Below are 26,633 nucleotides of genomic sequence, written 5' to 3' on the forward strand. Positions count from 1 at the left end.
TGACATACAGGGCTTTTTTTATTGATCGAATGATGTGAGGCTTAACGACCTTGCAGCTTCGAATAGTCTAACAGTACATTTGCCGCTTCATTAATGAAAGTCTCTTCTTCAGGCAATGGCGGACGCAAATGTGCTTTCATTTTGGCACGCGACTCAACCAAGGCATCAATAGAAGCTTGATAGCTTTCCCAATTTGCATAAGGGGCTAAATTGGTTGCTATACGGCGTTGGTTCTCAGCATTCAAGGTTTGCTTTTCGAGATCAATCAACTCGGCACGACGTTGATTAATATCCAACACCACTTTCTTCTGATCAGAGGTTTTTTTCGCAATCGCTTTACGCGCTTCTAAATATTTAAATTGAGAGTCTGCCGCAACACGTTGCTCAGAAGACTGAGACAATTTGGCTACGTATGGCTGTACTGAACCTTCACGTTTAAATGGTGCGGTTGGAATGGTATCCCACTTCAAAGCATTCTTCGCTTTCCGCTCACCGAACTCTTCATTGTAGATATCGACCAGTTTGATATCTGGAATCACACCTTTATTCTGTGTACTTCCACCGGTAATTCGATAGAACTTACGCTGGGTTAACGTCGCTTGACCATAAGCCAGCGAATCTAACTGAACCTGTGCTGTCCCTTTACCTGTGGTGGTACTACCAATAATAATTCCGCGCTCATAATCCTGAATTGCCGCAGAGTAAATTTCACTTGCAGAAGCAGAGGCTAGATTGACCAACACTGCCATTGGACCTGCGTAGATTTGCTCGCCGCCATCGGTATCTTCGAACACATTGACATTGCCATTACCATCACGGATTTGTACCACTGGCCCAGACTTGATCACTTGACCAAGCATACGTGCCACTTCTTCCAAAGAACCACCTGGATCATTACGCAAGTCGACCAAGATCCCTTCTACTTTTTGTGCCTTGAGTGAATCTAAAGCTTTCGCTGTATCTTCAGAGACAGAGCGATACTCTGTTCCTGCACGACGTGAGCGATAGTCAAAATAGAAAGATGGAATTTCAAGCACACCAAATAGATGTTTTTTACCATCACGCGTGATTTCAACTGTACGTGAACGTACCCCTGCATCTTCTTCTTGAATAATATCGCGGGTTAAAGTGACATTACGTGCTTGGCTCATTGATGCACCAGCACCCAATAAACGCACCACCACTTTAGTACCACGTTTACCACGAATCAGGCCAACAATTTCCGAGCTTGGCCAACCAATCACGTCTACCATTTTCTCGCCATCTTGAGCGACACCAATGATACGATCACCTGATTTTACCTGACCCGATTTGCTTGCTGGCCCACCTTCAACGATGGTTTCAATCTTGGTGTAATCTTCATTGCCACGTTCTGGACGAATCGACACCCCAATCCCTTCCAATTGCAAAGTGGTTTGGCGATTCAATTCCATCGCATCAATTGGTGGATAGTAATTACTATGTGGATCATACGTCGCCAACATCGCATTCAATGTTTTATCGAGCACATCATCACTTTTCACACGACCAATACGCTCTAACTGACGGGTATAGCGTTTGGTTAAGGTCTGAACTGGGGTTAAATCTTCAGGCCCAGTTAAATCCTGTCCATTGGCAAGCGATGGATCTGCTTTTAACGCTTTTTGCTTCGCCTGCTCTTCTTCTTTGCTAATGGTTAAATTGATCAACTGCGACACTAGCATTTGCTGCCAATGTTTTTGTTGTTCCGCCTCAGTTTTGAAATATGGCGCTTTTTCACGATCGGAATCGAGATAGACATCTTTTTGGTTTAAGTTCTGCGGCTTTTTCAATTCTGCCAGCATAAACTCATAGAATTGTTTTAAACGGTCACGATATTGCCCATGGATCAAAAAAGGGCCTGTTAAATTACCCGCTTTTAATGAGCTACCAAAATTCGAACCATATTTCTTTTGATATTCTTCAACTTCACCACTTAGAAATAATGAATGGTCTGGATCAAGACTATCCAAATACATATTCAAAATACGGTTTGAAGTTGTTGCGTCTAGGCGCATATTTAAATAATGCTGGCGATCAACCAATGTGGCTAACTGACGTGCGACCAATGCCTGCTCTTGTGATGGTTTGATGACTGTTGAAACGACAGGTGCTTCCGTCGCCGCAAATGCCTCATTCATGGTATGAGAGAAAAATAAACCACCAGTCGCAATTGCAACTGCACACGCTATCATTTGAAGTTTCATAAAATTTTGGTACTTCCTTGGATATGGCAATTATTACACGCTGATACTGTCAATATGAACACATTTCATTCGATACTTTACCAACTTGTAGAACTCATTGGTCGTCATAAATAAATAACCAACAAGCACTTATCATCAATATCATGTAGTTTTATCATATTCTGTACTGACAAAATGTAGCAAATCATTGCACAATTTAGCTATCGTTTTTTTCATCAAATTTTTCATCAAAATTCAAACGGAATCCTTATGATCGGCGCGTTGATGCTGGATATTGCTGGCACAGAACTTACTCAAGAAGATATTGAACTATTACAAGCTCCGCAAGTCGGTGGCATGATTTTATTTGCACGAAATATTGAATCCCCACAACAAGTTCGCGCATTAACCGACCATATGCGTCAAGTCCGTCCAGATATCCTGATTGCAGTGGATCAAGAAGGTGGCCGTGTACAACGTTTAAGACAAGGTTTTACCTTACTTCCAGCAATGGGACGTCTTGGCGAACATTACTTGACTCAGCCAAGACAAGCGATTGAATTGGCTGAACAATGTGGTTGGTTGATGGCAATCGAAGTTCTCGCAGTCGGCATTGATTTTAGCTTTGCCCCTGTTCTAGACCTCAATGACGTTAGCGATGTGATTGGTGATCGTGGCTTTGCTAAAAATATGCAGGACATCGTACCACTTGCAGATGCTTTTATGCGTGGTATGAAAAAAGCAGGCATGGCAACTACAGGCAAACATTTCCCTGGGCATGGTTCAGTCAAAGCCGATTCGCACGTTGCCGCAGCAATTGACAGCCGTTCATATCAAGAAATCTATGACAAAGATATGCAAAGCTTTATTAAGCTGATGCCTCAGCTTGATGCGCTGATGCCTGCTCATGTGATCTATGACCAAGTCGATCCAAATCCAGCAGGTTTCTCACCGTTTTGGTTACAAGAAATCTTACGTAAACAACTTAAATTTGACGGCGTACTATTCTCTGATGACTTGAGTATGCAAGCTGCGTGTGTTGCAGGCGGTGCAGATGCACGTATTCAAGCAGCTTTAAATGCAGGTTGTGATATGGGCTTAGTCTGTAATGACCGTGCAGCAGCATGTACTGCCTTGGATGGAATCCAAACCTTGGCTTTACCAAACCAACAACGTTTAGAGCGTATGCGCGGTAAAATTCCAAATATCCAAATCGGTACGACATTGACTTTAGACTATGAAAACTGGCACAACGTCAGAAAAGTCATTGAAGAATTTAAGAATTCATTCTAACTTTAGTAAGATCATTGATAAATCTTTATTGCATAAGATTTTCTCAACAATTAGATACTCGGTAAAGTCATCCGCAACCTGCGTGATTTCAAAAAGATAGATGCTATGTCTACTATGTTGAAATTAATCACATGCAAGAAATGAACAGGTTTTGCGGGTGACAATGGTTTTGCCTACTTTTCCCGAAAGAAAAGTAGGTCGAGCCGAAGGCTGATGACTAAAATAAGATGAGAACACAGCATGACTCTGCTATGAAAATTACGGCATAAAAAATATCAAAGATAAATTTATGGAAAAATAGAGTCTAGGACAGATGACACAACAACTTTCGAAACATCGCCATATTTCATTTACTGCACACTATACAGGTTACATCTGGTATCAAATGGGGATCTCACATCCAGCACTGGCAACAGCAAAAGGAAAAACGCTGGCGGCTTTAGTTCATCCAATTGAAAGCTGGGCAGAGAAATACGTTGGTGGCAGCATGCGTACCACACTAAAACAACGCCATAGCATGTTGGATAGCCACTTAAAAGAATTAATTGAGCAACATCCTGATTTACAAGTGCTTGAAATTGCATGTGGTCTATCGCCACGCGGTTGGTGGTTTAGACAACACTATCCAAGCATCACCTACCGTGAACTGGATTTACCTGATATGGCAGCCACCAAACAAGCTGCACTACAACAAATCGAAAGTGATGTGGATGACGTTCTATCTGTCGATTTATTTACCGATGCTTTTGCAGCGGTATTTGAGGTGTTTGATCCTCAACGTCCACTGGTGATTATGAGTGAAGGACTGATCAATTACTTTGAAAAACCCATGTTGCAGCAACTGATTCAAGCGATTGCCACCTATGGTCAAAACTTTAAAGAACTGCATTATTTAACAGATATTTACCCTGAACCGACTCAAAATAAATTGGCAACTATTATCTGGAACAGTAGTCGCTTACTAAAATGGATGTCACGTAGTGCATTTAGCTTTCATTTTAAAACACCTGCCGAAGTCGAACATTTTTTCCATGAAGCAGGCTTTAATCAAGTTGAAGTTCTACAACCGAAGCAATTCTTTGAACACACCGCTTTAGAAAACAAACAGCAGCATTTAGGTGATTTAGTTTGGGTCATCCAAGCCAGCAATACGTAAGCTCAATAAAAAAGGGAAATGGCCAATAACCACTTCCCTTTTCAAATCTTCGATTCTCATTAAGCTTGTTTTTGACGCTCAATAAAACGTGTTAAACGATCAGCAATATCAAAGCTACCATGTTTAAACAAGATGCGCAGTCCTTGCTCAGTTGCATCAAAGGTTAAACATTCAATTTTAAACTCACCTTCTTCATCAGCTAAATGTAGAGCTAAATCACGTGGATGCTGGCTAACAAAATCAAGCTGTTCAAGGTCATTCAGTTTTAAATAAACACCAAAGAAAGTGATATCGACGACATTCACTGCCGCTTCAGTCGCTAAATGACGGTGGGTCAATTTAGTCTCTGGCTGCAAAACAGCAATACGTTCTTCACCACGACGCTCTATTTTCTGCATTTGCTCACGTGTCATCGGGATAATGCCATCTAGATTGTCGATGGATTCGCCTTTTAAGAATGAGGTGAACAAATTCATGGTTTCTTTACGGCGCTGCAATTGTGGCACATGATCTGCGTTGGCAATCAAAGCAAACTGCATATCTTGGCATTGCAAAGCAAAATCGGCATTTTCGTGTGGCAACGTAAAGCTGTCATACTGCCCTGCAGCCACCAATGTTTTACATTGTGGTACTGGCACATCACTTAAACGCAATAAACGGTTGCAGTTAATCTCGTAACGCTCACGTTCAGTTGAACTAAATTCTGCCATTTGTTTGAAGAATAAACGCTTAGCGGTCGGTGACATGCGGGTTTTATCAAGCTTGGCATGATTGACCAAATACAAAATCACAGCTTGACCAAACTCATCCATGCGATCTTCACGCATTAAATGCAATGATTCTTCCAGCAGCATACGCCAACTTTTGCGTGTCTTCTGCATGACACCCATCAATACCATACGGTCAATCAATTCTGGGCGTTGGTGTGCAAATGAAGATGCAACGACCGAACCCAATGACATGCCCATCATTGAAACTTTATCCAGTCCAACAATATCCAGCCATTGACCAAGCATTTTAGATAATTCAGGGAGTTCCAGAATTCCAGCAGATTCACCAGTATCAACATTACGAATCTGTTGATTCGCCCCCATTGACGGTAAATCGATGAGAATAACGGGTCCGCTCTCAAAGAGTTGCTCAACACAATACTTATAAGAGTTAAAATTTTGAAATGCGCCCCCGACAATTACAATCGGCGTGTTGTAGATCGTTTTCGGATCTGCAATTGCCATATATTCAATTTTCCAACCATCGATCCACGTGGTACGCGCTGGCTGTTTAAAACTGTTTTTATTGTAAATGTCGAAAAAACCAAAGCCTGTGTAGGTATGATTTATATCCGAGTCCATTTGGATAATGGAATTCATGTCCTTCCTCCATCCTTGTTTATTTTTTTGTTGCAAGCATCTCATTTTCAGCGAATTCAACTTGCAAGTTAACAAATTTATAAAATTTGTATTACATTTATCCTATACTTTTTCATTCTATACATATGCACGTTTTATACGCAATCATTTCCTTAACCACTTATCTTGTTTAAAGCACTAATCTTTTGCAAAATATGTAATCTTGGCTTTATATTCAATATCTTCATCACACTAAAATAAAAACTTTTGTGCCAATTAACGCTTCATAATTTTTTGAATTGTCAGTTCAGCCTATTCATTGTTCAGCATTTGACTGTTACTATCTTTATAAATACATGCAAATATCAAAATGCTATGCAAGACTCTATTCAAGACTACATGCAACACGTTGGTACTCAAGCGCGTCAGGCGTCTCGTGTTTTAACGAGTGCGTCGACCCATTTGAAAAACCACGCCTTGTCTGCAATTTATACGGCTTTGGAAAATAATCAAGCACAAATTTTAGCAGCCAATCAAATTGATATGGACAATGGTCGTCAACGTCAACTCGACAGTGCTTTGCTCGATCGTTTAGAACTGACCCCGGCTCGCTTCAAAGGCATGCTCCAAGGTTTAAAAGACGTCATTGCATTAGTTGACCCGATTGGTGAGATTACAGATCTTGCTTACCGTCCATCTGGCATTCAACTTGGAAAAATGCGTGTGCCTTTGGGTGTGATTGGGATGATCTATGAATCAAGACCGAACGTGACACTTGAAGCAGCATCATTAGCCTTAAAATCAGGGAATGCCATTATTTTACGTGGCGGTTCAGAAGCCCTTGAATCAAATAAAGCCATTGCCGTTGCCATTCAGCATGGCTTACAAATTTCAGGCTTGCCTGAACATGCCGTTCAAGTGATTGATACCCCTGACCGTGCTGCGGTTGGCCATTTGATTACCATGACTGAATTTGTCGATGTGATTGTGCCACGTGGCGGTAAAAGCTTGATCGAACGCATCAGCAATGAAGCACGTATTCCTGTGATCAAACATTTAGATGGCAACTGCCATGTGTTTATTGAAGCACAAGCGGACTTACAAAAAGCGCTGCCGATCGCACTCAATTCAAAAACGCATCGCTATGGTGTCTGTAATGCCATGGAAACCTTATTGGTGGATGAAGCGATTGCGGAAGAGTTCTTGCCACGCATTGCTGAACTGTATGCTGAAAAGCAGGTTGAACTACGTGGTTGTGCTGAAACACAGCGTATTTTAGGTGTCTCTGTGAAGACAGCGACGGAAGAAGACTGGTATACCGAATATCTCGGTCCAATTCTTGCCATTAAAGTGGTTACAGGTATGGATGAAGCGATTGAACACATCAATAAGTATGGTTCACATCACACCGATGCCATTATTACTGAAAACTTTAGTCTAGCACGTGAGTTCTTGGCACGCGTGGATTCCAGTTCAGTGATGATTAATGCCTCAACCCGCTTTGCAGATGGTTTTGAATATGGTTTAGGTGCAGAAATCGGGATTTCAACCGATAAAATCCATGCCCGTGGCCCCGTTGGTCTTGAAGGCCTAACCTCACAAAAATGGATTGTTTTCGGTGATGGTCAAATCCGCCAATAACAAAAAAGCGAATTCTGACACAAGAACACGATAAAGGTCATTTATTTGATCTTTATCGTGTTTTTATATATTTACATACAAAAAATAATGACAAAAGCAACAGATCAATCAAAAGAACGACGCATTTCCAAACTATACTGAATAGGTTGATTTATAAACGGGTTGTATAGGCTAAAGTCTATCTTCGCCAATACGAGATCCCATGTTAAAACATTGCGCTTGATTCCACTGCCTCATACGTTGCAGCAAGATCAAAGTGTTCATCATAAAATTTAAAATCTGTTAGGTGTTCAAACGTGGCTATATCTGTATTAGTAATTAACTGTGGTTCATCATCAATCAAATACGCGCTCATTTCAGAACATCGTGAAGACCGTATTTATGGTTTGGCAGAAAATTTAGGGGCAGCCGACGCCCGCATTAAAGGCGTCACCCTTGGTGGCGAACCATTAGAGCTCTCGATTCCTTATGCAGATCATGCCAAAGCCCTTGAAACCTTGCTGGCACGTTTAGCCAATTACAATCCACAAGCGATTGGACACCGCGTCGTACACGGCGGCAATATCACCAAAGCAGAGCTATTAACACCAGAGCTGGTTGAGCGTATTGAAGCAGCGACGCCACTTGCTCCTCTGCACAACCCTGCTCATTTGATTGGAATTGAAGCCACCATGCGCTTGTTCCCGCAATTGCCTCAAGTTGCTGTATTTGATACTGCCTTCCACCAAACCATGCCAGAACGCGCCTATCGCTATGCCCTGCCACAATATTTGTATACTGAACATCAAGTGCGTCGCTACGGTTTCCACGGTACCAGTCATGCGTATGTGACTGAACGTGCCAGTGAACTTGCAGGCCATAAAAATCACGGCGGCTGGCTCAGTGCACATTTAGGTAATGGGAGTTCAACCTGTGCCGTATGGAATGGTCATAGTGTCGATACGTCAATGGGCATGACGCCACTTGAAGGCGTCGTCATGGGAACCCGTAGTGGCGATGTCGACCCAAGCCTGCATTTATTCCTAGCCAGTAATTTAGGCTGGGATATTCAAAAAATTGACAGCATGTTAAATAAAGAAAGTGGCTTATTGGGCTTATCAGGTTTATCTAATGATATGCGTACGCTGGTTGAAGCTTCTGAAAATGGCCATGAAGGCGCAACCCTAGCCATTGAAGTGTTCTGCTATCGCTTAGCCAAGTCTTTATCGGCTTTAAGTTGCGGTTTACCGCATCTTGATGGTTTAGTATTTACTGGTGGTATTGGCGAAAACTCAGCCTATGTGCGTGAAAAAACCTTGGGCTACCTCGCGCACTTTGGTTTAAAGTTCAGCAAAGAGAAAAATAATGCATTGCCGCGTGGCACGGAAGGCCGTATCGACAATGGTTCAGGTCCACAAATTTGGGTGATTCCGACCGATGAAGAGGGTCGTATTGCCAAAGAAACACGCCAAGTGCTTGAACACACGATTTAATCAAAATATTAGATAATTTTAAGGTCACTATGAATACGATTTTACTCATCCCGACAGGTGAAGGTGTTGGCTTGACTTCAGCCTGTCTAGGCATGATTTACGCGCTTGACTGTAAAGGCATCAATGCCGGTTTCTTAAAACCCTACTCTCAAATTGCAGATACCACTGTTGACCGTACCACGACGTTATATCGTCATTTATTTCAGCACTCATCCGCTGAACCCATTACCTATGAAAGATTAACTCAGTTGATTGCTTTAGGTGAAACCGATGAACTCCTTGAGGAGGCGGTTGCGCTACATCGTCAAATTTCAGCGGATCATGATGTGATTATCGTTGAAGGATTGGTACCGAATGGACAAGATCATTTTGTCAGTGAAATCAATGCCGCACTTGCGCAAGCACTCGATGCCCAAGTGGTTTTGGTCAGCACAGCTGATTTAGCAGACCCGCGTAAAACAGCAGAAAGAGTTGATGCACATTTACGCCAGTTTGGCGGCGCAGCATCAGCACGCACCACAGGTGTCCTGTTTATGCGTACCAAGGGACTACCAGAAGGCACTGCTGCAATTCCACTCACACTTGATCCAAGTCTGCGTCTCGATCAGCAAATCGATGCATTTGCCTTAGAATTGCAACGCTATAACCGCTTCATGGGAACTGATGAGTTACCGATTATTGGACTTGTTCCTTTCAGTAATACACTCAGCGTCCCGCGTAGTTTGGATATCGCATCCATTATCAAAGGCACGTGGTTACATCAAGGTGAAGCTAAACAACGCCGTATTCTGCATACCAGTTTAATCGCTTCGAATATTGAATCTGAACTGCATAAATTCGTTGCAGGTGAGCTGATCATTAGCGCATCACAACGAACTGATGCGATCTTGGCTGCTAGTCTTGCCAGCAGCAATGGTACGCCCTTAGCGGGTTTAGTGCTGACTGAGCAAGCAGCTCCAGCAAACAATGTGCTTGAGTTCTGCCAAACTGCGATTAAACACGGTTTACCGATCTTACATACACCGTTAGATACGTTGGAAACAGCACAACTACTGCATCGTTTTGGTAATGAAATTCCAATTGATGATACTGAACGTGCCGAGCAAGTCACGCGATTTGTATCAAGTCATTTAGACAGCAACTGGCTGGATCAACATACCCAGAACAATCTGCACCCTCGTCTGTCACCTTCCGCATTCCGCTATGAGTTGGTACAAAAATCCATTGCTGCGAAAAAACGGATCGTCCTGCCTGAAGGTGATGAGCCTCGTACCGTACAGGCTGCTGTCATCTGTCAAACCCGCGGTATCGCACAATGTATTTTATTGGCGAAACCTGAATCGGTTGCCGAGGTTGCAAAAGCACGCGGTATTCAATTGCCAGCAGATTTACAAATCATTGATCCAGACACTATCCGTGATCAATATATCGAGCCAATGGTGGAGCTGCGTAAAGGTAAACTTGATGCACTACAAGCCAAAGCACAACTGCAAGATACTGTGGTGCTTGGCACCATGATGTTGGCTCTAGATCAGGTCGATGGTCTCGTTTCAGGTGCAATCCATACTACCGCCAATACCGTGCGTCCGGCATTCCAGCTGATTAAGACCGCTCCGAATTACTCACTGGTATCATCCATTTTCTTTATGTTGTTGCCAGATGAAGTCTATGTCTATGGTGATTGTGCGATTAACCCAGACCCGAATGCCGAGCAACTTGCCGAAATTGCGATTCAATCCGCAGACTCAGCCAAAGCCTTTGGTCTAGACCCGCGTATTGCCATGATCAGTTATTCTACAGGTACTTCGGGTACAGGTGCTGATGTCGAGAAAGTGGCTGAAGCCACTAAAATTGCTCAACAGCGTCGTCCTGATTTACTGATTGATGGTCCATTGCAATATGACGCTGCTTCGGTTGAAAGCGTAGGTCGTCAAAAAGCGCCTGATTCTCAAGTCGCTGGTCGTGCCAATGTGTTTATCTTCCCGGATCTGAATACAGGTAATACCACCTATAAAGCGGTACAACGTGCTGCCAATGTCGTGAGTGTTGGCCCGATGCTACAAGGCTTAAATAAACCTGTGAATGACTTATCTCGTGGTGCATTGGTCGATGATATTGTGTTTACCATTGCTCTAACGGCGATTCAGGCTAAACAACAAGATTAAATCTACTATCAATCGAAATTTAAAAAAGCCCTTTTGATCGAAAGGGCTTTTTGATTAGAGGTATTGAGCCAACCAGATGGTATGTCCCGTACATTCAACATCTTCAGCAATCATTTTAATCAACTTAAACCCATTGTCTTGGAGCAACGTCTGATATTCCTCCACTGAGAGGCTGGCATGGTAAAGTGGCTCTCCAAATAGCGAGCCAATCGCCTCACCCTGCTCAGGGCCACTACTAAACATTAAAGCGGTTCCTGATTGTGCATATTCGGCAAAACGTTTAAACATCTTACGTTGATCATCGGGTGTGAGATGAAAGAAACTATCCCACGCTAAAACCCCCTGAAACTTTTGTTCAGTAAAGTACTCCCGAAAATCTTGCTGCACCCAGATATGTTCAGGGAAAGACTGCCGTGCCATTTCAATCATGTATTCCGAAGCATCTACACCTGTTATCTGGTAGCCTTGCGCAATAAAATAGGCAGCAATCGGCTGCCCTGAACCGCAGCCCAAATCCAAAATATTTGCCGAGCTTGGTAACAAGCTTAGAAAACGATCGAGCCAAACTTTCTCAGATAGTCCCTTGCCTCGTAATTCAATCCATTCCTGAGCATATATTTGATAGAGTTCAATAATATTCTGCGCTAGATGTTCCTTTACCATTTTTATTGCCTCTATCGTGAATCACCAATTCCAGAATAATCAATCTATCAAAAAACTTAACAAGACTCAGGCTTATTCAAGGTTTGGATTTTCTTAGTTTTCGGCCCTTTTACAAAGAAAATCGCATTACCACATAAAATCAATATCACACCAATCACCGCATTCATTTGCCATTGATAACCTTCCCATACTGTCGAAATTACCAAAGCAACCAAAGGAAATAACAAAGTACTATAGGCCGCCTTACCTGCGCCAATCCGTCCGACCAAATAGAAATAGGCAGTAAAACCAATCACCGAACCAAAGATAGCTAAATACAATAAAGCACTCACTGCACTAAATTGCATACTTGGAAAAAAGTCATCCTGTCTCAACCATGAAATCACAGCCATCAACAACGAGCCATACAACATGGCATACGCATTGGTGGTGAAAATATCTAGCCCATGTTTTTGATGGCGAGTACTGATCATATTCCCTAAAGAAAAACCATAGGTTCCTAAAATGCACAGTCCAATACCAATCAATGTATTGCTATTTAAAGTGGTGCCCACCACGTCATGCCAAAATAAGGCAATAATGCCAAGTACACCGAGTAAAGCTGCTGGATAAAAACGTGTTGATACTTGCTGAGCAAAGAATAATTTAGCGTTAATGGTATTAAAAATCACAGCCATGGAAAAAATCACGGCCTCCAAACCACTGCTAATATATTGTACGGCATAGTAGAAACAGACGAAGTTAAAACCAAAAATACAACAGGCCTGTAACATACAAAACAGATGGTCTTTACCAGCCAGTTTCTGTAACTTGCGGCTCAAAGCGACGAAAGCAAATAACACCATGGCGGAAATAAAAAAACGCCAAAACACCGCAACACTGGCCGAAATTCCACTTTGCTGTTGCAGCGTAATTGCAATCCATGTTGTTCCCCAGATCACCACAACCAAAGCATATAACAGCGCATTCATTTCTTTTTAAACCACACTTAATCACGACGAACGCTATTTTGCGAGATTTGATGACTTGAGTTCTTGCACAATCTTGCGGTGATTGTCATAGATTTGCGTTTTTCTAAGAACTTTTTGACCAGATGACAAAACTGGCCGAACGTTCTACACTAAACTGGATCATATTTGGCACTGCGTATAGAAGATGAAATATCAGATTCTAGATCAATTACAGCAATATAAAGCGCAATTGCTCGACTCGGTTGAACTGGGTTCGGGTATGCAGTTGGCCATGTGGCAAAATAACCAAGATCGTGTCAGTGTCTGTAGCAATCACCATACATTGAGTATGTATATTCAAGGCGGTTATGAAAGCTACCAAAAGACGCCGCAGGGCTGGCACAACGGTGGCGGTCCAGATCGAATGTGTCTGATGCCACAGGATTTTGAGTCGACTTGGGATCTACGTGATCCACTCAGATTTGTGCATCTTTACTATACGGAGCAGCACCTACAACGGGTGGCTGAACAAGTTTGGGATCGAGAACCTAGCCAGATTATTTTAAATCCGCAGATTTTTGTGGCAGATGCACAAATTTCCATGATCTATCGGCACTTCTTACTCAACGGCGCATGGCAAAACCGAGAAAATCATTTGCAGATGAGTACTGCGACCACGTTACTCCTCAATCACCTGATCAAAAATTATAGTCATGCACAATGGCAAGCACCTGAGGTCAAAGGTGGACTGTCCCCTTATGTGCTTAAGCAGTTATTAGAATGGATTGATCAACATCTCCATCTCAGCTTGACCTTGTCTGACTTGGCTCAACAGGCACAATTGAGTGAGTATCACTTTGCTCATATGTTTAAGCAATCGATGCAGATGCCACCACATCAATATGTAATGCAACGCCGCCTAGAACTGGTACATCAAGCCCTTGAACAAAGTACCGCGAATCTGACAGAGATCGCAGTGCAATATGGTTTTAGTTCAAGCAGCCATTTTAGCCATCGCTTTAAGAAACAGTTTGGCTATTCTCCATCCCAAATCAGAAAAAACTAAAATCCAAAGACGATCTCTTGTTGCTGTAATTTAAATCGAAGATTCACTTTAGACCTTTAGCCAAATATACGCTAAAACTCCCACATTCATTCCTTTTTGTCATATAATTTAGCCCGCCAGCTAATCGCCCGCTCAAGAGAAATTTGATATGACAACGATCATCAAACAAGATGACTTGATTACATCAATCAAGGATGCCCTGCAGTTTATTTCTTACTATCACCCACAAGACTTCATCCAAGCGATGAGCCGTGCATATGATCGTGAAGAGAACAAAGCCGCAAAAGATGCTATTGCACAGATCCTCATCAACTCACGTATGTGTGCTGAAGGTCACCGACCAATCTGTCAAGATACTGGTATTGTTAACGTTTTCCTTGAAGTTGGCTTAGATGTTAAATTCGATTTAACCATGAGCTTGGATGATGCAGTCAACGAAGGTGTACGCCAAGGTTACCTAGAAAACTCAAACGTACTTCGTGCTTCAGTTTTAGCAGATCCAGCTTTTGGTCGTAAGAATACCAAAGACAATACGCCTGCCGTAATCCACTACAAACTCGTACCTGGTCATAAAGTGGATATTACTGTAGCTGCAAAAGGTGGCGGTTCAGAAAATAAATCTAAACTTGCGATGTTAAACCCATCTGATTCAATCGTGGATTGGGTACTTAAAACTGTTCCGACCATGGGTGCAGGTTGGTGTCCACCAGGTATGCTCGGTATTGGTATCGGTGGTACTGCTGAAAAAGCCATGATGCTTGCAAAAGAAGCACTCATGGAAGAAATCAACATGGACGAATTACTTCGTCGTGGCCCACAAAGCAAAATGGAAGAACTCCGTATCGAGATCTTCGAGAAAGTAAATGCATTGGGTATTGGTGCGCAAGGTCTTGGTGGTTTAACCACTGTTCTGGATATTAAAATCAAGGATTACCCATGCCACGCAGCAGGTAAGCCAGTCGGTATGATTCCAAACTGTGCTGCAACTCGTCACGCACACTTCCAGTTAGACGGTTCAGGTGTTGCGCATATTCAGGCACCAAAACTTGAAGATTACCCTGCTGTGACTTGGGATTCTTCTCAATCGAAGCGTGTCAACCTTGATACCATTACACAAGAAGAAATGAATGCCTGGAAACCAGGTGATACATTATTGTTGAACGGTACTATTTATACAGGTCGTGATGCAGCCCATAAACGCATGGTCGACATGTTAAATAATGGCGAAGAACTGCCAGTCGATCTAAAAGGTAAATTCATTTACTACGTAGGTCCTGTTGATCCAGTTGGTGATGAAGTGGTTGGTCCTGCTGGTCCTACAACCGCAACCCGTATGGATAAGTTTACTCGTCAAGTTTTAGAAGCGACTGGTTTGTTCGGTATGATCGGTAAAGCAGACCGTGGTCCTGCTGCAATTGAAGCAATCAAAGATAACAAAGCAACGTATCTGATGGCCGTTGGTGGTGCAGCTTACCTCGTATCTAAAGCAGTACGTGAAGCGGAAGTGGTTGCTTTTGCTGACTTAGGTATGGAAGCAATCTACAAATTCGTAGTTGAAGATATGCCTGTCTCTGTTGCGGTTGATGTGAATGGAACATCGATTCATGCGACTGCGCCAAAAATCTGGCAAGCGAAAATTGGTAAGATTCCAGTGGTTGACGCAGCTGCATCATAAATAATATTCATACAATTCAAATAGCCGAATCATCGTATTCGGCTATTTTTTTGCCTACTGCTTCTGCTAAATTTAAACCTATAAACTTCTAAATCATCATATCAATTATGCTTACAAACATCGCTAAATGCCTCTTAGGATGCTATCTTACAATTACTTTTCAATATGCTTCCGCATCTCCTGCAAAATCAAACTCTATTAAAGAGTTACTCCAACTTATTGATATTCAGAGTACAATCCAAATAGAGTTAAATGCGCTGCAACCTTCTATTGATCGCAATGCTGAAAGACTATTAATAAAGCAATTAAATAAAGAGAAACTTTCCACAGTTGATGAACATTTAGCAGTAGTCCAAATTGGACAACTATTTAAAAATACTACTGAACAATTTTTTCAACATCCCACAACAATGAGAGAAATTGAGAATATTTATGCAAAAAACCTTAGCGAAGAAGAAATACAATTTTATATTCAATTTCTCAAAACACCTAATGGCTCTAACATACATAAAAAACTTAGTGTATTAAACCCGCAGATACTTCAATATTTAAATATTATGCATAATCAGGCATGGAAAGACCCAAAACAATTAGAGCAATTTCAAAATCAAATAAATAAAATCATTCAACCGCTCCGAGTAGAATAAGAACGAGTTATGCATATTCTTGCTTTAAATAAGATTCTTCTAATATTTATATATCAATAGACCCTATACAAATCAAATAGCTGAGTCACTGAACTCTGCTATTTGATTTGTATGGGGCTTCTGCTAAATTATAAAAAAGACGAGAACAATAAGGCGGTCTATAGATGAATAAATACATGTTCAACATGATGATTGGACTTTGCCTTCTCATTGGCATGCAAAATACCTTTGCATCCCCAGCCCAAAATAAATCGGTCAAAGAACTGATCAAACTCAGTGACCTCGAACATGTTTTAAATACCTCATTGGATGAGATGCAACCCGCACTTGATCTCGAAGCAGAAAACATTCTATTGCGCGTTTTAGGAAAAGAAAAACTTATCACCACACAAGAGCATCTTGCTGTGCTGGAATTAAGCCAATTATTAAAAGAAACCAGCTCAAAAGTCTTTGCTCGCCCAGAAACCGTTCGAGCAATAGAGAAAATTTATGCCGATAGCCTGAGCGAAGAAGAAATACAAGCCTATTTAAAATTTCTCAAAACGCCTGAAGGCAAATCGATTAATCAAAAAACACTGAAAATCAGCACCAATGTTTTTCAATATATGAATAATTTAAGTCAAAAAACCTTAAATGATCCAGCGCAAAGTTCACAATTGAAAGAGCAGTTCCTCACCATCATCAAACCTTTAATTCAAGAGGAGTAACTGCTCAATCATGGTTACCAAGTCAATGGATTCCAAAGCTTAAATGGCTTAACCAAATGAACTTCAGACTTCTCATCATATTTGGCTGGTTTTAACTCTTGAGGTTTTGAGCGAACCTTGCCTGATGCATCTTGAGCGACAAAGTTATAGCTGGACGATTTTAATCGTGTGAAGGCAATTTCCTGATGTGCCACCTTGTCTGGTGTAATCATGAATGGGCCTGTGTGCTCACTGCGTGATATCTTATTTTCTTCATCGTATTTAATAAAATAAGTTTGTGCAGCATCGACCGTGAAGTCTAAATATTTTGGCTTTTGGAAATGTAATCCTGCCAAAGGACGGCTCACACTCAGGCGATAAGTCCCTGCTGGCAGCTCAACCCAATAATAGTGGTTGTGCAATAAGCTTGGAATTCGATGCCCATTAATAAATAGATTTGCTGCTGCAATTTCCTGACGGTTCCAACGCGTATCTGGACGATATAAATAGACCACCGCAGCCTGTTCATTTTGCGGTTTGATTGGCGCGTAATATTGGCCTAATTTTTGATTAACCCAACCGCCAACAGAGAAACCGCCGACATGATATTGATCAAATAGACCCGGTTCTTTTTCTGTATCCACAGCTGGTAAGGTTGCAGTCAGCGCGATTGGTTTTTCTTCAACTGTCTTATGACTTTGACAGCCCGCCAATACCCCTGCACAACATAATGACAATACTAAATAACGCATGACATCCCTCAAGGCGTTTTCTTGGATTTATTTTTAACAGCGCAAAACTATGCACATTTTTTCAATTTTTTAAGATTAACACCTCAACGCTTAATTGCAAATAAAAAAAGCATGAAAAGCCAAGCCTTTCATGCTTTTTTAGATGAATGAGAATTAGGCTGATTTGGAATCAATCACCTTCAAATCCTTCTTTTCAGTAACTTCTGACGTACCCACTTGTGGTAAGCGCTCTGCTTTAAAGGTTGGTTTAGCCGTACCATTAATGACAGCTTCATTCAAAATAACGGTACCCACATCTGTACGACTTGGTAAGTCATACATTGTTTCAAGCAAAACATTTTCCAAAATAGAACGCAAACCACGTGCACCCGTATTACGCTCAAGCGCTTTCTTCGCCACAGCACGTAACGCAGACTCATCAAAGACCAGATCTACATTTTCCATGGTGAAGAGGTATTGATATTGGCGTGTTAATGCATTTTTCGGTTCTGTCAAAATCTGCATTAATGCTTCTTCATCCAGCTCTTCCAAAGTTGCAATGACAGGCAAACGACCAATAAACTCGGGAATCAAACCGAATTTAACCAAGTCAGTCGCTTCAACTTGACGGAACAATTCAGAGACTTTTTTACTGTCATCTTTGTTCTTTACATCCGCAGTAAAACCGATACCACCTTTCTCTTGGCGCTGCTGTACGATTTTTTCCAAACCAGAGAATGCGCCGCCACAAATAAACAGGATATTGGCAGTATCAATCTGGATGAATTCTTGCTGTGGGTGCTTACGACCACCTTGTGGTGGAATAGAGGCAACCGTACCTTCAATCATTTTTAACAATGCTTGTTGTACACCTTCACCAGACACATCACGGGTAATTGAAGGATTTTCAGATTTACGGGTAATCTTGTCAATCTCATCAATATAGATAATGCCCTTTTGCGCTTTTTCTACATCGTAATCGGCTTTTTGCAATAACTTTTGCACGATGTTTTCAACATCTTCACCCACATAACCTGCTTCGGTTAAGGTGGTTGCATCGGCCATTGCAAAAGGAACATCAAGTAAACGAGCCAATGTTTGAGCAAGTAATGTTTTACCCGAACCTGTCGGTCCGATCAGCAAAATATTACTTTTTGCGATTTCAATGTCTTGATGTCCGTGAGTCGACTGACCTACTTTTAAACGCTTATAGTGGTTATAGACCGCAACAGATAAGGTTTTCTTCGCAACATCTTGTCCAATGACATATTGGTCCAAGGCAGCACGTATTTCGTGTGGTTTTGGCAAAGCTTTGGTTGCCCAATCACCTGCTTCAACTTGTTGGCTGGTTTGAACGAGATCTAAGCAGACATCTACACACTCATTACAAATATATGCGTCCTCACCAGCAATCAATTTTCCAACTTCAGATTGCGTCTTACCACAAAATGAACAATGTTTTTGTCCTTGAGGATGTTCGGACATATTTACTCCACAACTTAAATCTTAAACTTAGGTCCTAAAAATCAGGGACGTTTGCTCAGCACTTCATCGACTAAACCATATTCTTTGGCTGCTTGTGCAGTCATGAAATTGTCACGATCTGTATCACGTGCAACGGTCTCATAATCTTGACCACTGTGTTCAGCCATTAAGCGATTTAAACGCTCTTTAATAAACAAAATTTCACGTGCATGAATTTCGATATCAGACGCTTGTCCACGGAAACCACCCAATGGTTGGTGAATCATGACACGTGCATTTTCAAGACAGTAACGTTTGCCTTTTGCACCTGCATTTAACAAGAATGCACCCATTGATGCCGCTTGTCCCATACAGTATGTCACAACATCTGGTTTGATAAACTGCATGGTATCGTAAATCGCCATACCTGCTGTCACCGAGCCGCCTGGTGAATTGATATAAAGGTGAATATCTTTTTCTGGATTTTCTGCTTCAAGAAATAACATCTGCGCAACGATTAAGTTCGCCATGTTATCTTCAACTTCACCCGTCAAGAAAATAACACGCTCACGTAATAGACGTGAAAAAATATCGAATGAACGCTCACCACGAGATGATTGCTCAACGACAACAGGAACTAAAGCATTTTCAATAGTTGGAACATACATACGTTTACTTATTCCTAAATTATTGTGACTCGATCTATGCCAACAATATGAGGGATAATCAATGAAATTGCAAAAGGTTCAATCTGAAATATTCGATTTTTTAGACTAAAATCTGGCAATTTTTCGACAAATTAACACTTTGCTAACAGAGGGTTTGCAGACTTTACATCGATACTTTCAACCATAGAGATTTTCTGATGATACGTAACACAGCATATGCGCTTTCACAGTTATGCTTAAAGCTCTGCAAGCCCAAGTCTTACGGTTTTAAATCATCATGAAATACAGCACTCAAAATACCTAAAGAAAAAGGCGCATTAAGCGCCTTTTTCTTTCATCAACTTTTTAAAAGATTAGCCACGGCGAGCTTGTTGTTCTTTCAATAAGTCTTCATAGCTGATCGCAACATCTTTTACTTTAGCAGCAGCTAAGATGTGATCAACCACTTGGTCTTCTAACACAACAGCTTCAATTTGAGCACGTTGTTGTTGGTCATTTTTGAAGTATTCAACAACTTCTGTTGGATCTTCATAAGAAGAAGCCATGTCATCGATGTAAGCATTAACACGTTCTTGGTCAACTTCAAGTTTAGCGTCAGCCAATACTTTGCTTACCAATACGCCAAGCTTCACTGATTTTTCAGCTTGCTCTTTGAACAATTCATCTGGAAGCATGCTGCTGTCAAATGCGCCTGCGCCTTGAGCACCAAACTGCTGAGTAAATTGTTGGATCATTTGTTGACGTTGACGATCAACTTCTTGAGCAACCATTGAAGCAGGAACTTCGATTTCGTTTGCAGCAACAAGTGCATCAAATGCAGCTTGTTTAACTTGGTTACGAAGACCGTTGCGAACTTCACGTTCCATATTTTTACGAACGTCAGCTTTTAACTTGTCTAAGCCTTCTTCTTCAGTTAAACCAAAGATTTTTAAGAATTCAGCATCGATTTCTGGAAGTTTTGCTTTTTCAACTTGCTTCACAGTGATTTTGAACTGAGCTGCTTTACCAGCCAAGTTTTCAGCTTGGTAATCTTCTGGGAAAGTCACGTCGATAACTTTCTCTTCACCAGCTTTCATACCAACGATACCGTCTTCAAAGCCTGGGATCATACGACCAGAACCAAGAACAAGTTTAAAGTCTTCAGCAGCGCCGCCTTCAAACTTCTCACCGTCAACAGTACCTTCGAAGTCGAAAGTCACTTGCATGTCTTTCTTCGCCATACCTTTGGTCACAGCCCAAGTTTGACGTTGCTTTTGCAAGTTTTCGATCATTACATCAACGTCTTTGTCGTTGATTTCTGATGCTTTACGTTCAACTTCCAAGTCAGCAAAAGCCTTCACTTCTACTTCTGGATAAACTTCAACAGTCGCTTCAAAAACTAAAGCATCATCTTTGTTTTCAACTTTCTCAATATTCGGCATACCGACCGCATTGATTTTTTCTTGTTGAATTGCTTCAAATACTGTGTCGCGAATGATGTCATTCACAACTTCTTGATAAATGCCCGCACCATATTCACGGCGAACAACATTCAAAGGCACTTTACCTGGACGGAAGCCGTTGATCTTCACAGTTTTGGCAGTGCGTTGTAAGCGAGCTTCAAACTGCTCGTTAACACGGCTCGTCGGTACAGAAACATTTAAACGACGGGCAACGCCCGAAACCGCTTCAGTCGTTACTTGCATGGCTTCCTCGATATTAGTTAGTAATAACAATTTTTAAAGTGCCACATTATATGACAACTTTCTGGATATACAAAATCGGATGCTAAAAAAGCAAATTTATTTCTCATTTTACCCAAAAACATAGTTTTCTTAAATGAAGCTTAAAAGAAACGTTACTTTTTGTTGTTAGTGATAAGTATTATCACTATACTTTGCATTCTTTTTGAACATTTGTTCTATTTTTCTCGTCCATCTTTGGAACTCTAGTTATGAGTAAATTTAATTTGAATCCCCTTTCATTCGCATTACTTGGGGTAATGACCACATCAGCTTTCGCAGATACAAGCACGACATCTGAACATTCAAATACGCACCAACTGGCCACAATTGTGGTATCGGCAGCTGGATTTGAACAAGATATTAAAAATGCACCCGCTTCTATTAGCGTTGTCACAAAAGAAGATATTGAGAAGAAAAATGCAACCAGCATTGCCGACCTACTTGCAGATGTGCCTGGTATCGATATCCGAGATGGTATTGGGAAAACCTCTGGTTTAAATATTAAAATGCGTGGCTTAGGCAATGAATACAGCCTGATTCTGATTGATGGGCGTCGTCAAACCACGTCTTCAGATGTCACACCCAATGGCTTTGGTGAGTCAGCAAATGGTTTCTTACCGCCACTGGCTTCAATTGAACGAATTGAAGTGATTCGTGGACCAATGGCAACACGCTATGGTTCAGAAGCAATGGGCGGTGTGATTAACATCATTACCAAAAAAATTAGCAAAGAATGGAATGGCAATGTCACTGTTAGTGGCAATGTAATGGAACATGGCGGTGAAGCCGATTCATGGAAAACCAGCGTCGTCGTAAATGGTCCGATCATTCAGGATAAACTAGGCGTACAGTTACGTGGTTCTTATTTAGATCGTCAGAAGTCTGAGCGCATTCCTGGTACTTCTGGTCGTGACCCACGCCCAAGCGAAGCAGACATTTATGATATCGGTGGGAAATTATCATTTAAATTAAATGAGCAAAATAATTTTTGGGTTGATGGTTTTCACTCTAGTCAAACTTATAAAAATGATGATAACCGTTTAGGTACACTTGATACACCTGCTCGTGCCAATGGTTATAAAGACGAATTAGAGTTCAAACGTGATCAAATTGCTGTAGGCCATAATGGTGACTATAGTTTTGGTCAATGGAACTCTTATGTCAGCCAAACTAAAACAGAAACAATTGGCCGTACAATTCCTAGAAATACGTTCCCTGGTAATGCCGCTGGTGGTCAAGATCGCACTTTAAAAAACACTGATTTAGTTGCTGACTCGCATGTAGTTTTACCTATCGCTGATCATAAGTTAACGATTGGTGCCGAATATAAAGAAGCTAAAATTGCAGATGATATTGCTGGTCTTGGCGCAACATTCAAAAAAGATTCGTTCTCTGTTTATGCAGAAGATGAATGGCGCATCCTAGACAACCTTGGCTTTACGCTGGGTGGTCGTTATGAGGATCACTCAGGTTTCGGTGGTCAATTTAGCCCACGCGCATACCTCGTTTGGAATGCAAATGACGAACTTACATTTAAAGGTGGTGTCAGCACAGGTTATAAGGCTCCTTCGGCAAAAGCACTTCATGATGGTGTTATTAGCGTAAGTGCTCAAGGCGCTTCTTTTGGAATTGGTTCTCCTAATTTAAAACCAGAGGAATCAATCAACTATGAGCTAGGTTTCAATTATAACAACGGTAATTTAGACCTTACCACTACCACTTTCTTTACCAAGATTAAAAACCTAATTACCGAGGGTCCAGAATTACTAAACTGCTTTTATACAGCAAATCCAAATCGACCAGGTTGTGTAAATTACGGATCACATATCACTCAGGATAGTTTTTCCCAAAGCATTAATGCAGATGAAGCGGAAACCAAAGGTGTTGAACTCAGCTTGAAATATAGCATTATTCCAGAATGGGATATCAAAGCTGCATATACCTATATGGAAACCGAAATTACTAAAGGTAAAAATAAAGGTTCTTATCTAAACAATGTACCTAGAAATGCTCTAAACATGACCTCAACTTGGCATATTAATGATGCATTTGATTTATGGTTACAACATGAATATAAGTCAGAGCGTAAACGCTACAGTACAGCACAAACTGCTGGTGATGCTGCTCTTATTTACAATGCAACCAACAATAAGTTAAAGGGTTATAACTTATTCAACCTAGGTGCAAGCTATAGTGTGAATGATCAATTACGTTTCAATGGTGCGGTCAACAACCTACTTGACAAAGATTTCACCAGCAATGGTTCATATATTGATTCAAACGGTAACCCAGCCTCTTATTATGACTATATGATGATTGGCTCAGGAATGTCAGGTACTTATCTTGCAGGTCGTAACTTCTGGTTATCGGTCTCTTATGATTTCTAAGTAAATTAATACTCTGTGAGCTTCAAAAACCCTGCTAAAGCAGGGTTTCTTTATTCATTTATACGAAGATCTTTAGAATTTACAAAGAAGCTTCTAAAAGAAACCTCTCAGCAGAGTCCATAAAAAATTCAAATAAAACATATATATCAATTAATTATATATAACCATCACTACATTATCATTTTGCACAATTATTCATCATTAATACCAATTCAAGAAAATATCTTTAAATTTCAAAACAATAAATATATACAACCCTTTATACAGAAGTTAAAGCTATTGATAACGATAATAATTATCAATAGACTTCGCACATATTGTTACATAGATTAACAATTAATCTACTTTTACTCCTTTTTCTGTAAAAGTTCATCAGGTTGAAAGTTCTGTCATTCACCACTTCAATTTCAGGGGTTCTCTCAATGGCAAAAATCAAAAGTCGTAAACACCTTCGTACCACACCTTTAGTTGCTCTAGCGGCAAGTTTACCTTTAGCAGTGCATGCCGCACCTAAAGAAGAAAGTGTGGCAAAGCTTCCAACAATTGAAGTGAATGCAGAAAATACCTATAAAGTAGATACAGTAAGCTCTCCAAAATATACGCAACCATTACTCGATACACCTCAAACTGTACAAGTCATCAAAAAAGAACTGTTACAGGAACAAGGTGCTGCTTCATTAGTTGAAGCACTGCGCAATACCCCAGGCATCACCCTACAAATGGGTGAGAATGGAAATACCAGCGCAGGTGACACTTTCCAAATGCGTGGTTTCTCGACCCAAACCTCTACCTATGTCGATGGTATTCGTGATCTCGGTGCCGTCAGCCGTGATGTATTTAACTTAGAACAAATTGAAGTTGTAAAGGGCCCTTCTGGCTCTGAAGCTGGCCGTGGTGCAGCATCTGGTTATATCAACTTAGTCACCAAATTACCAAAAGCTGAAAGCAGCCGAGAAGTTTCTGCTCGCTACAATACTGCTGAGAATGCACGCTTAACTGCGGACATTAACCAAGCCATTAACGAAAGCACCGCGATTCGTTTAAATGTAATGGGACAAGATGGTGGTGTTGAAGGCCGCGATGTTGTTGAGAACAATGGTTGGGCAATTGCTCCCTCGATTGCTTTCGGTCTAAATACAGATACACGTTTCTATCTATATTCTCAGCATGTTCGCCAAAATAATATTCCTGATGGTGGTATTCCTACAGTCGGGATGAAAGGCTTTTATAACGCAGATGCAGATTTAAATAAGGCAAAAGAGGTTGATCGCTCGAATTACTATGGCAGTGTCAATGACTATGAAGACGTTGACGCTGATATAGTTACCGCAAAAATTGAAAGTGATTTTGGCGATAAAATTAAATTTACCAATACCTCTCGTTACGGTAAGTCGCAAATGAATCGCGCATTAACAGGCATTAATGCATTAAATAAAAATGGATCAAACAATCCAGATGCATGGACGATTTCACGTTCACATCAAGGTGTTGATCAAGAAAATAAAATTCTTGCCAATACTTCATCTCTTAATGTGAATTTTAAAACTGGCGAAGTAGAACATGATCTGGTTGCAGGCTTAGAATTCTTACAAGAACAGCAAATTTCTCGTACGTTATCAACCCAAGCACCAGGACAAATTCCTGCTCCATCAACAAAACCGGCAAACCTATACAATCCAAATCATTATGATGTTATGCCTAAACTCGTTTATACAGGTGCATATACTGATGGTGAAACCAATACAGCCGCAGCTTATTTATTTGACACCATTAAATTATTGAACAACCGCTTACAATTTAATGGTGGGGTTCGTGTAGATTACTATCACACAGACTATGAAGCACTGACAGTTGCAACCAACTCATCAACTGGTGTTGTAACAAAAACACCAACAGATTTAAAAGCACACGACACTCTAGTGAGTTGGAAATTGGGCAGCTTATTTAAACCAACAGAAAACAGTAGTGTTTATGCCTCTTATGCAAAATCGCTGACACCTCCAGGTAGTGCAAACTTTGGATTATCAGCTGAAACCACTGGTACTCAAGCAACCAATAATGCACGCTCAAAACCTCAAGAAACCAATCACTATGAAGTGGGTGGGAAATGGGATGTGTTGAAAAATAAACTGGCGTTAAACGCTGCTGTTTATCGTACAGAAAATGAAAATCAATTTACCACTGACCCAATTACCAAAGAATCAATTCAAGAAGGTAAAACCCGAGTTGAGGGTGTTGAGCTAGGTGTGGTTGGTCAAATTACCGATGCATGGAATATTTCTGCGGGTGTTGCCCACATGAAAACCAAGCAAAAAAACCAGCAAAGCTTTGGTACTAATGGCGAAAAAACAGTAACCGATTCTGTTCGTTGGTCACCAGACTGGACTGCAACGTTATGGACAACATATGACATCGCTGGCTTTAAAGTAGGCTTAGGTGCACGCTATGTAGATGAACAAAAACGTGTTATTACCGACAGCACTGCGCCTGCAAACATGCCAAAAGTACCCTCTTATGTAGTGTTTGATGCAATGGCAGGTTATAGTTTCAACAAAAATGCCTCACTGAACCTGAATGTCTATAACTTAGCAGATAAAGACTACATCAGCGCATTGAACAATGGTGGTAGCCGCTTTGTACTCGGCCAACCACGTTCAGCAGCATTAACATTCAACTACAAGTTCTAAATTAT

The 26,633-nt window shown here is 41.1% G+C and carries 19 protein-coding genes; 11 read left to right on the plus strand and 8 right to left on the minus strand.

Annotated features, from left to right (window positions below):
* Positions 1 to 41: 41 nt before the first annotated feature.
* Entirely contained in the window at positions 42 to 2,225 is a 2,184-nt protein-coding gene (locus tag F887_RS02475; protein WP_005296972.1) for a carboxy terminal-processing peptidase, read from the minus strand.
* Positions 2,226 to 2,474: 249 nt separating this feature from the next.
* Here F887_RS02475 and nagZ point away from each other — a divergent pair, with 249 nt between their 5' ends.
* Entirely contained in the window at positions 2,475 to 3,497 is a 1,023-nt protein-coding gene (gene nagZ, locus F887_RS02470) for a beta-N-acetylhexosaminidase (protein WP_005296974.1), read from the plus strand.
* Between the two features lie 313 nt (positions 3,498 to 3,810).
* Positions 3,811 to 4,653, plus strand: a complete 843-nt coding sequence (locus tag F887_RS02465) for a class I SAM-dependent methyltransferase (RefSeq protein WP_005296975.1) — start codon at positions 3,811 to 3,813, stop codon at positions 4,651 to 4,653.
* A gap of 59 nt (positions 4,654 to 4,712) precedes the next feature.
* Here F887_RS02465 and F887_RS02460 read toward each other — a convergent pair whose 3' ends face one another.
* Positions 4,713 to 6,023, minus strand: coding sequence for an alpha/beta fold hydrolase (locus tag F887_RS02460; protein WP_005296979.1), 1,311 nt, complete (start codon positions 6,021 to 6,023; stop codon positions 4,713 to 4,715).
* A 354-nt stretch (positions 6,024 to 6,377) separates the two neighbouring features.
* Between F887_RS02460 and F887_RS02455 the strand changes: the two genes are divergently transcribed.
* The 3 genes from F887_RS02455 to pta all read left to right on the plus strand — a co-directional run bounded on the left by F887_RS02455 (position 6,378) and on the right by pta (position 11,280).
* Positions 6,378 to 7,643: a glutamate-5-semialdehyde dehydrogenase gene (locus F887_RS02455; protein WP_005296982.1), complete on the plus strand. Its 1,266-nt coding sequence runs from the start codon at positions 6,378 to 6,380 to the stop codon at positions 7,641 to 7,643.
* Between the two features lie 296 nt (positions 7,644 to 7,939).
* Positions 7,940 to 9,115 carry an acetate/propionate family kinase gene (locus F887_RS02450; protein WP_005296984.1) on the plus strand — a complete coding sequence of 392 codons (1,176 nt, stop codon included), beginning with the start codon at positions 7,940 to 7,942 and terminating at the stop codon, positions 9,113 to 9,115.
* Positions 9,116 to 9,144: 29 nt separating this feature from the next.
* Positions 9,145 to 11,280, plus strand: a complete 2,136-nt coding sequence (gene pta, locus F887_RS02445; RefSeq protein ID WP_005296987.1) for a phosphate acetyltransferase — start codon at positions 9,145 to 9,147, stop codon at positions 11,278 to 11,280.
* 54 nt (positions 11,281 to 11,334) lie between these two features.
* On the opposite strand, the gene F887_RS02440 is transcribed toward pta, so the two are convergent.
* Both F887_RS02440 and F887_RS02435 read right to left on the minus strand, forming a co-directional pair.
* A complete protein-coding gene (locus F887_RS02440; protein WP_005296989.1) occupies positions 11,335 to 11,943 on the minus strand; it encodes a class I SAM-dependent methyltransferase in 609 nt (202 codons plus the stop codon).
* Between the two features lie 56 nt (positions 11,944 to 11,999).
* Positions 12,000 to 12,914, minus strand: a complete 915-nt coding sequence (locus F887_RS02435) for a DMT family transporter (RefSeq protein WP_005296992.1) — start codon at positions 12,912 to 12,914, stop codon at positions 12,000 to 12,002.
* Between the two features lie 184 nt (positions 12,915 to 13,098).
* Here F887_RS02435 and F887_RS02430 point away from each other — a divergent pair, with 184 nt between their 5' ends.
* The 4 genes from F887_RS02430 (at position 13,099) to F887_RS02415 (ending at position 16,988) form a co-directional block, all read left to right on the plus strand.
* Complete coding sequence (locus F887_RS02430; protein WP_005296995.1) at positions 13,099 to 13,959, plus strand: helix-turn-helix domain-containing protein; 861 nt, start codon at positions 13,099 to 13,101, stop codon at positions 13,957 to 13,959.
* 148 nt (positions 13,960 to 14,107) lie between these two features.
* Positions 14,108 to 15,634, plus strand: coding sequence for a fumarate hydratase (locus F887_RS02425; protein WP_005296998.1), 1,527 nt, complete (start codon positions 14,108 to 14,110; stop codon positions 15,632 to 15,634).
* A gap of 107 nt (positions 15,635 to 15,741) precedes the next feature.
* On the plus strand, positions 15,742 to 16,281 hold the full coding sequence (locus tag F887_RS02420) for a DUF2059 domain-containing protein (protein WP_005297000.1): 540 nt from the start codon (positions 15,742 to 15,744) through the stop codon (positions 16,279 to 16,281).
* A gap of 164 nt (positions 16,282 to 16,445) precedes the next feature.
* On the plus strand, positions 16,446 to 16,988 hold the full coding sequence (locus F887_RS02415) for a DUF2059 domain-containing protein (RefSeq protein ID WP_005297003.1): 543 nt from the start codon (positions 16,446 to 16,448) through the stop codon (positions 16,986 to 16,988).
* 14 nt (positions 16,989 to 17,002) lie between these two features.
* Here the strand turns inward: F887_RS02415 and F887_RS02410 are convergent, their stop codons facing one another.
* From F887_RS02410 to tig, 4 genes are all read right to left on the minus strand, one after another.
* Positions 17,003 to 17,719 carry a DUF2846 domain-containing protein gene (locus F887_RS02410; RefSeq protein WP_005297006.1) on the minus strand — a complete coding sequence of 239 codons (717 nt, stop codon included), beginning with the start codon at positions 17,717 to 17,719 and terminating at the stop codon, positions 17,003 to 17,005.
* Between the two features lie 153 nt (positions 17,720 to 17,872).
* Positions 17,873 to 19,183 (minus strand): ATP-dependent Clp protease ATP-binding subunit ClpX, encoded by a 1,311-nt coding sequence (gene clpX, locus F887_RS02405; protein ID WP_005297007.1) that lies wholly within the window; start codon positions 19,181 to 19,183, stop codon positions 17,873 to 17,875.
* Positions 19,184 to 19,224: 41 nt separating this feature from the next.
* Positions 19,225 to 19,830 (minus strand): ATP-dependent Clp endopeptidase proteolytic subunit ClpP, encoded by a 606-nt coding sequence (gene clpP, locus F887_RS02400; protein WP_004775790.1) that lies wholly within the window; start codon positions 19,828 to 19,830, stop codon positions 19,225 to 19,227.
* A gap of 353 nt (positions 19,831 to 20,183) precedes the next feature.
* Positions 20,184 to 21,515 (minus strand): trigger factor, encoded by a 1,332-nt coding sequence (gene tig, locus F887_RS02395; RefSeq protein ID WP_005297010.1) that lies wholly within the window; start codon positions 21,513 to 21,515, stop codon positions 20,184 to 20,186.
* A gap of 248 nt (positions 21,516 to 21,763) precedes the next feature.
* On the opposite strand from tig, the gene F887_RS02390 reads away from it, so the two are divergent.
* Both F887_RS02390 and F887_RS02385 read left to right on the plus strand, forming a co-directional pair.
* Positions 21,764 to 23,941, plus strand: a complete 2,178-nt coding sequence (locus F887_RS02390; protein ID WP_005297012.1) for a TonB-dependent receptor domain-containing protein — start codon at positions 21,764 to 21,766, stop codon at positions 23,939 to 23,941.
* A gap of 422 nt (positions 23,942 to 24,363) precedes the next feature.
* Positions 24,364 to 26,628: a catecholate siderophore receptor Fiu gene (locus F887_RS02385; protein ID WP_005297014.1), complete on the plus strand. Its 2,265-nt coding sequence runs from the start codon at positions 24,364 to 24,366 to the stop codon at positions 26,626 to 26,628.
* Positions 26,629 to 26,633: the final 5 nt, after the last annotated feature.

The organism is Acinetobacter sp. NIPH 2100, from assembly GCF_000369805.1.
Taxonomy (GTDB): Bacteria; Pseudomonadota; Gammaproteobacteria; order Pseudomonadales; family Moraxellaceae; genus Acinetobacter.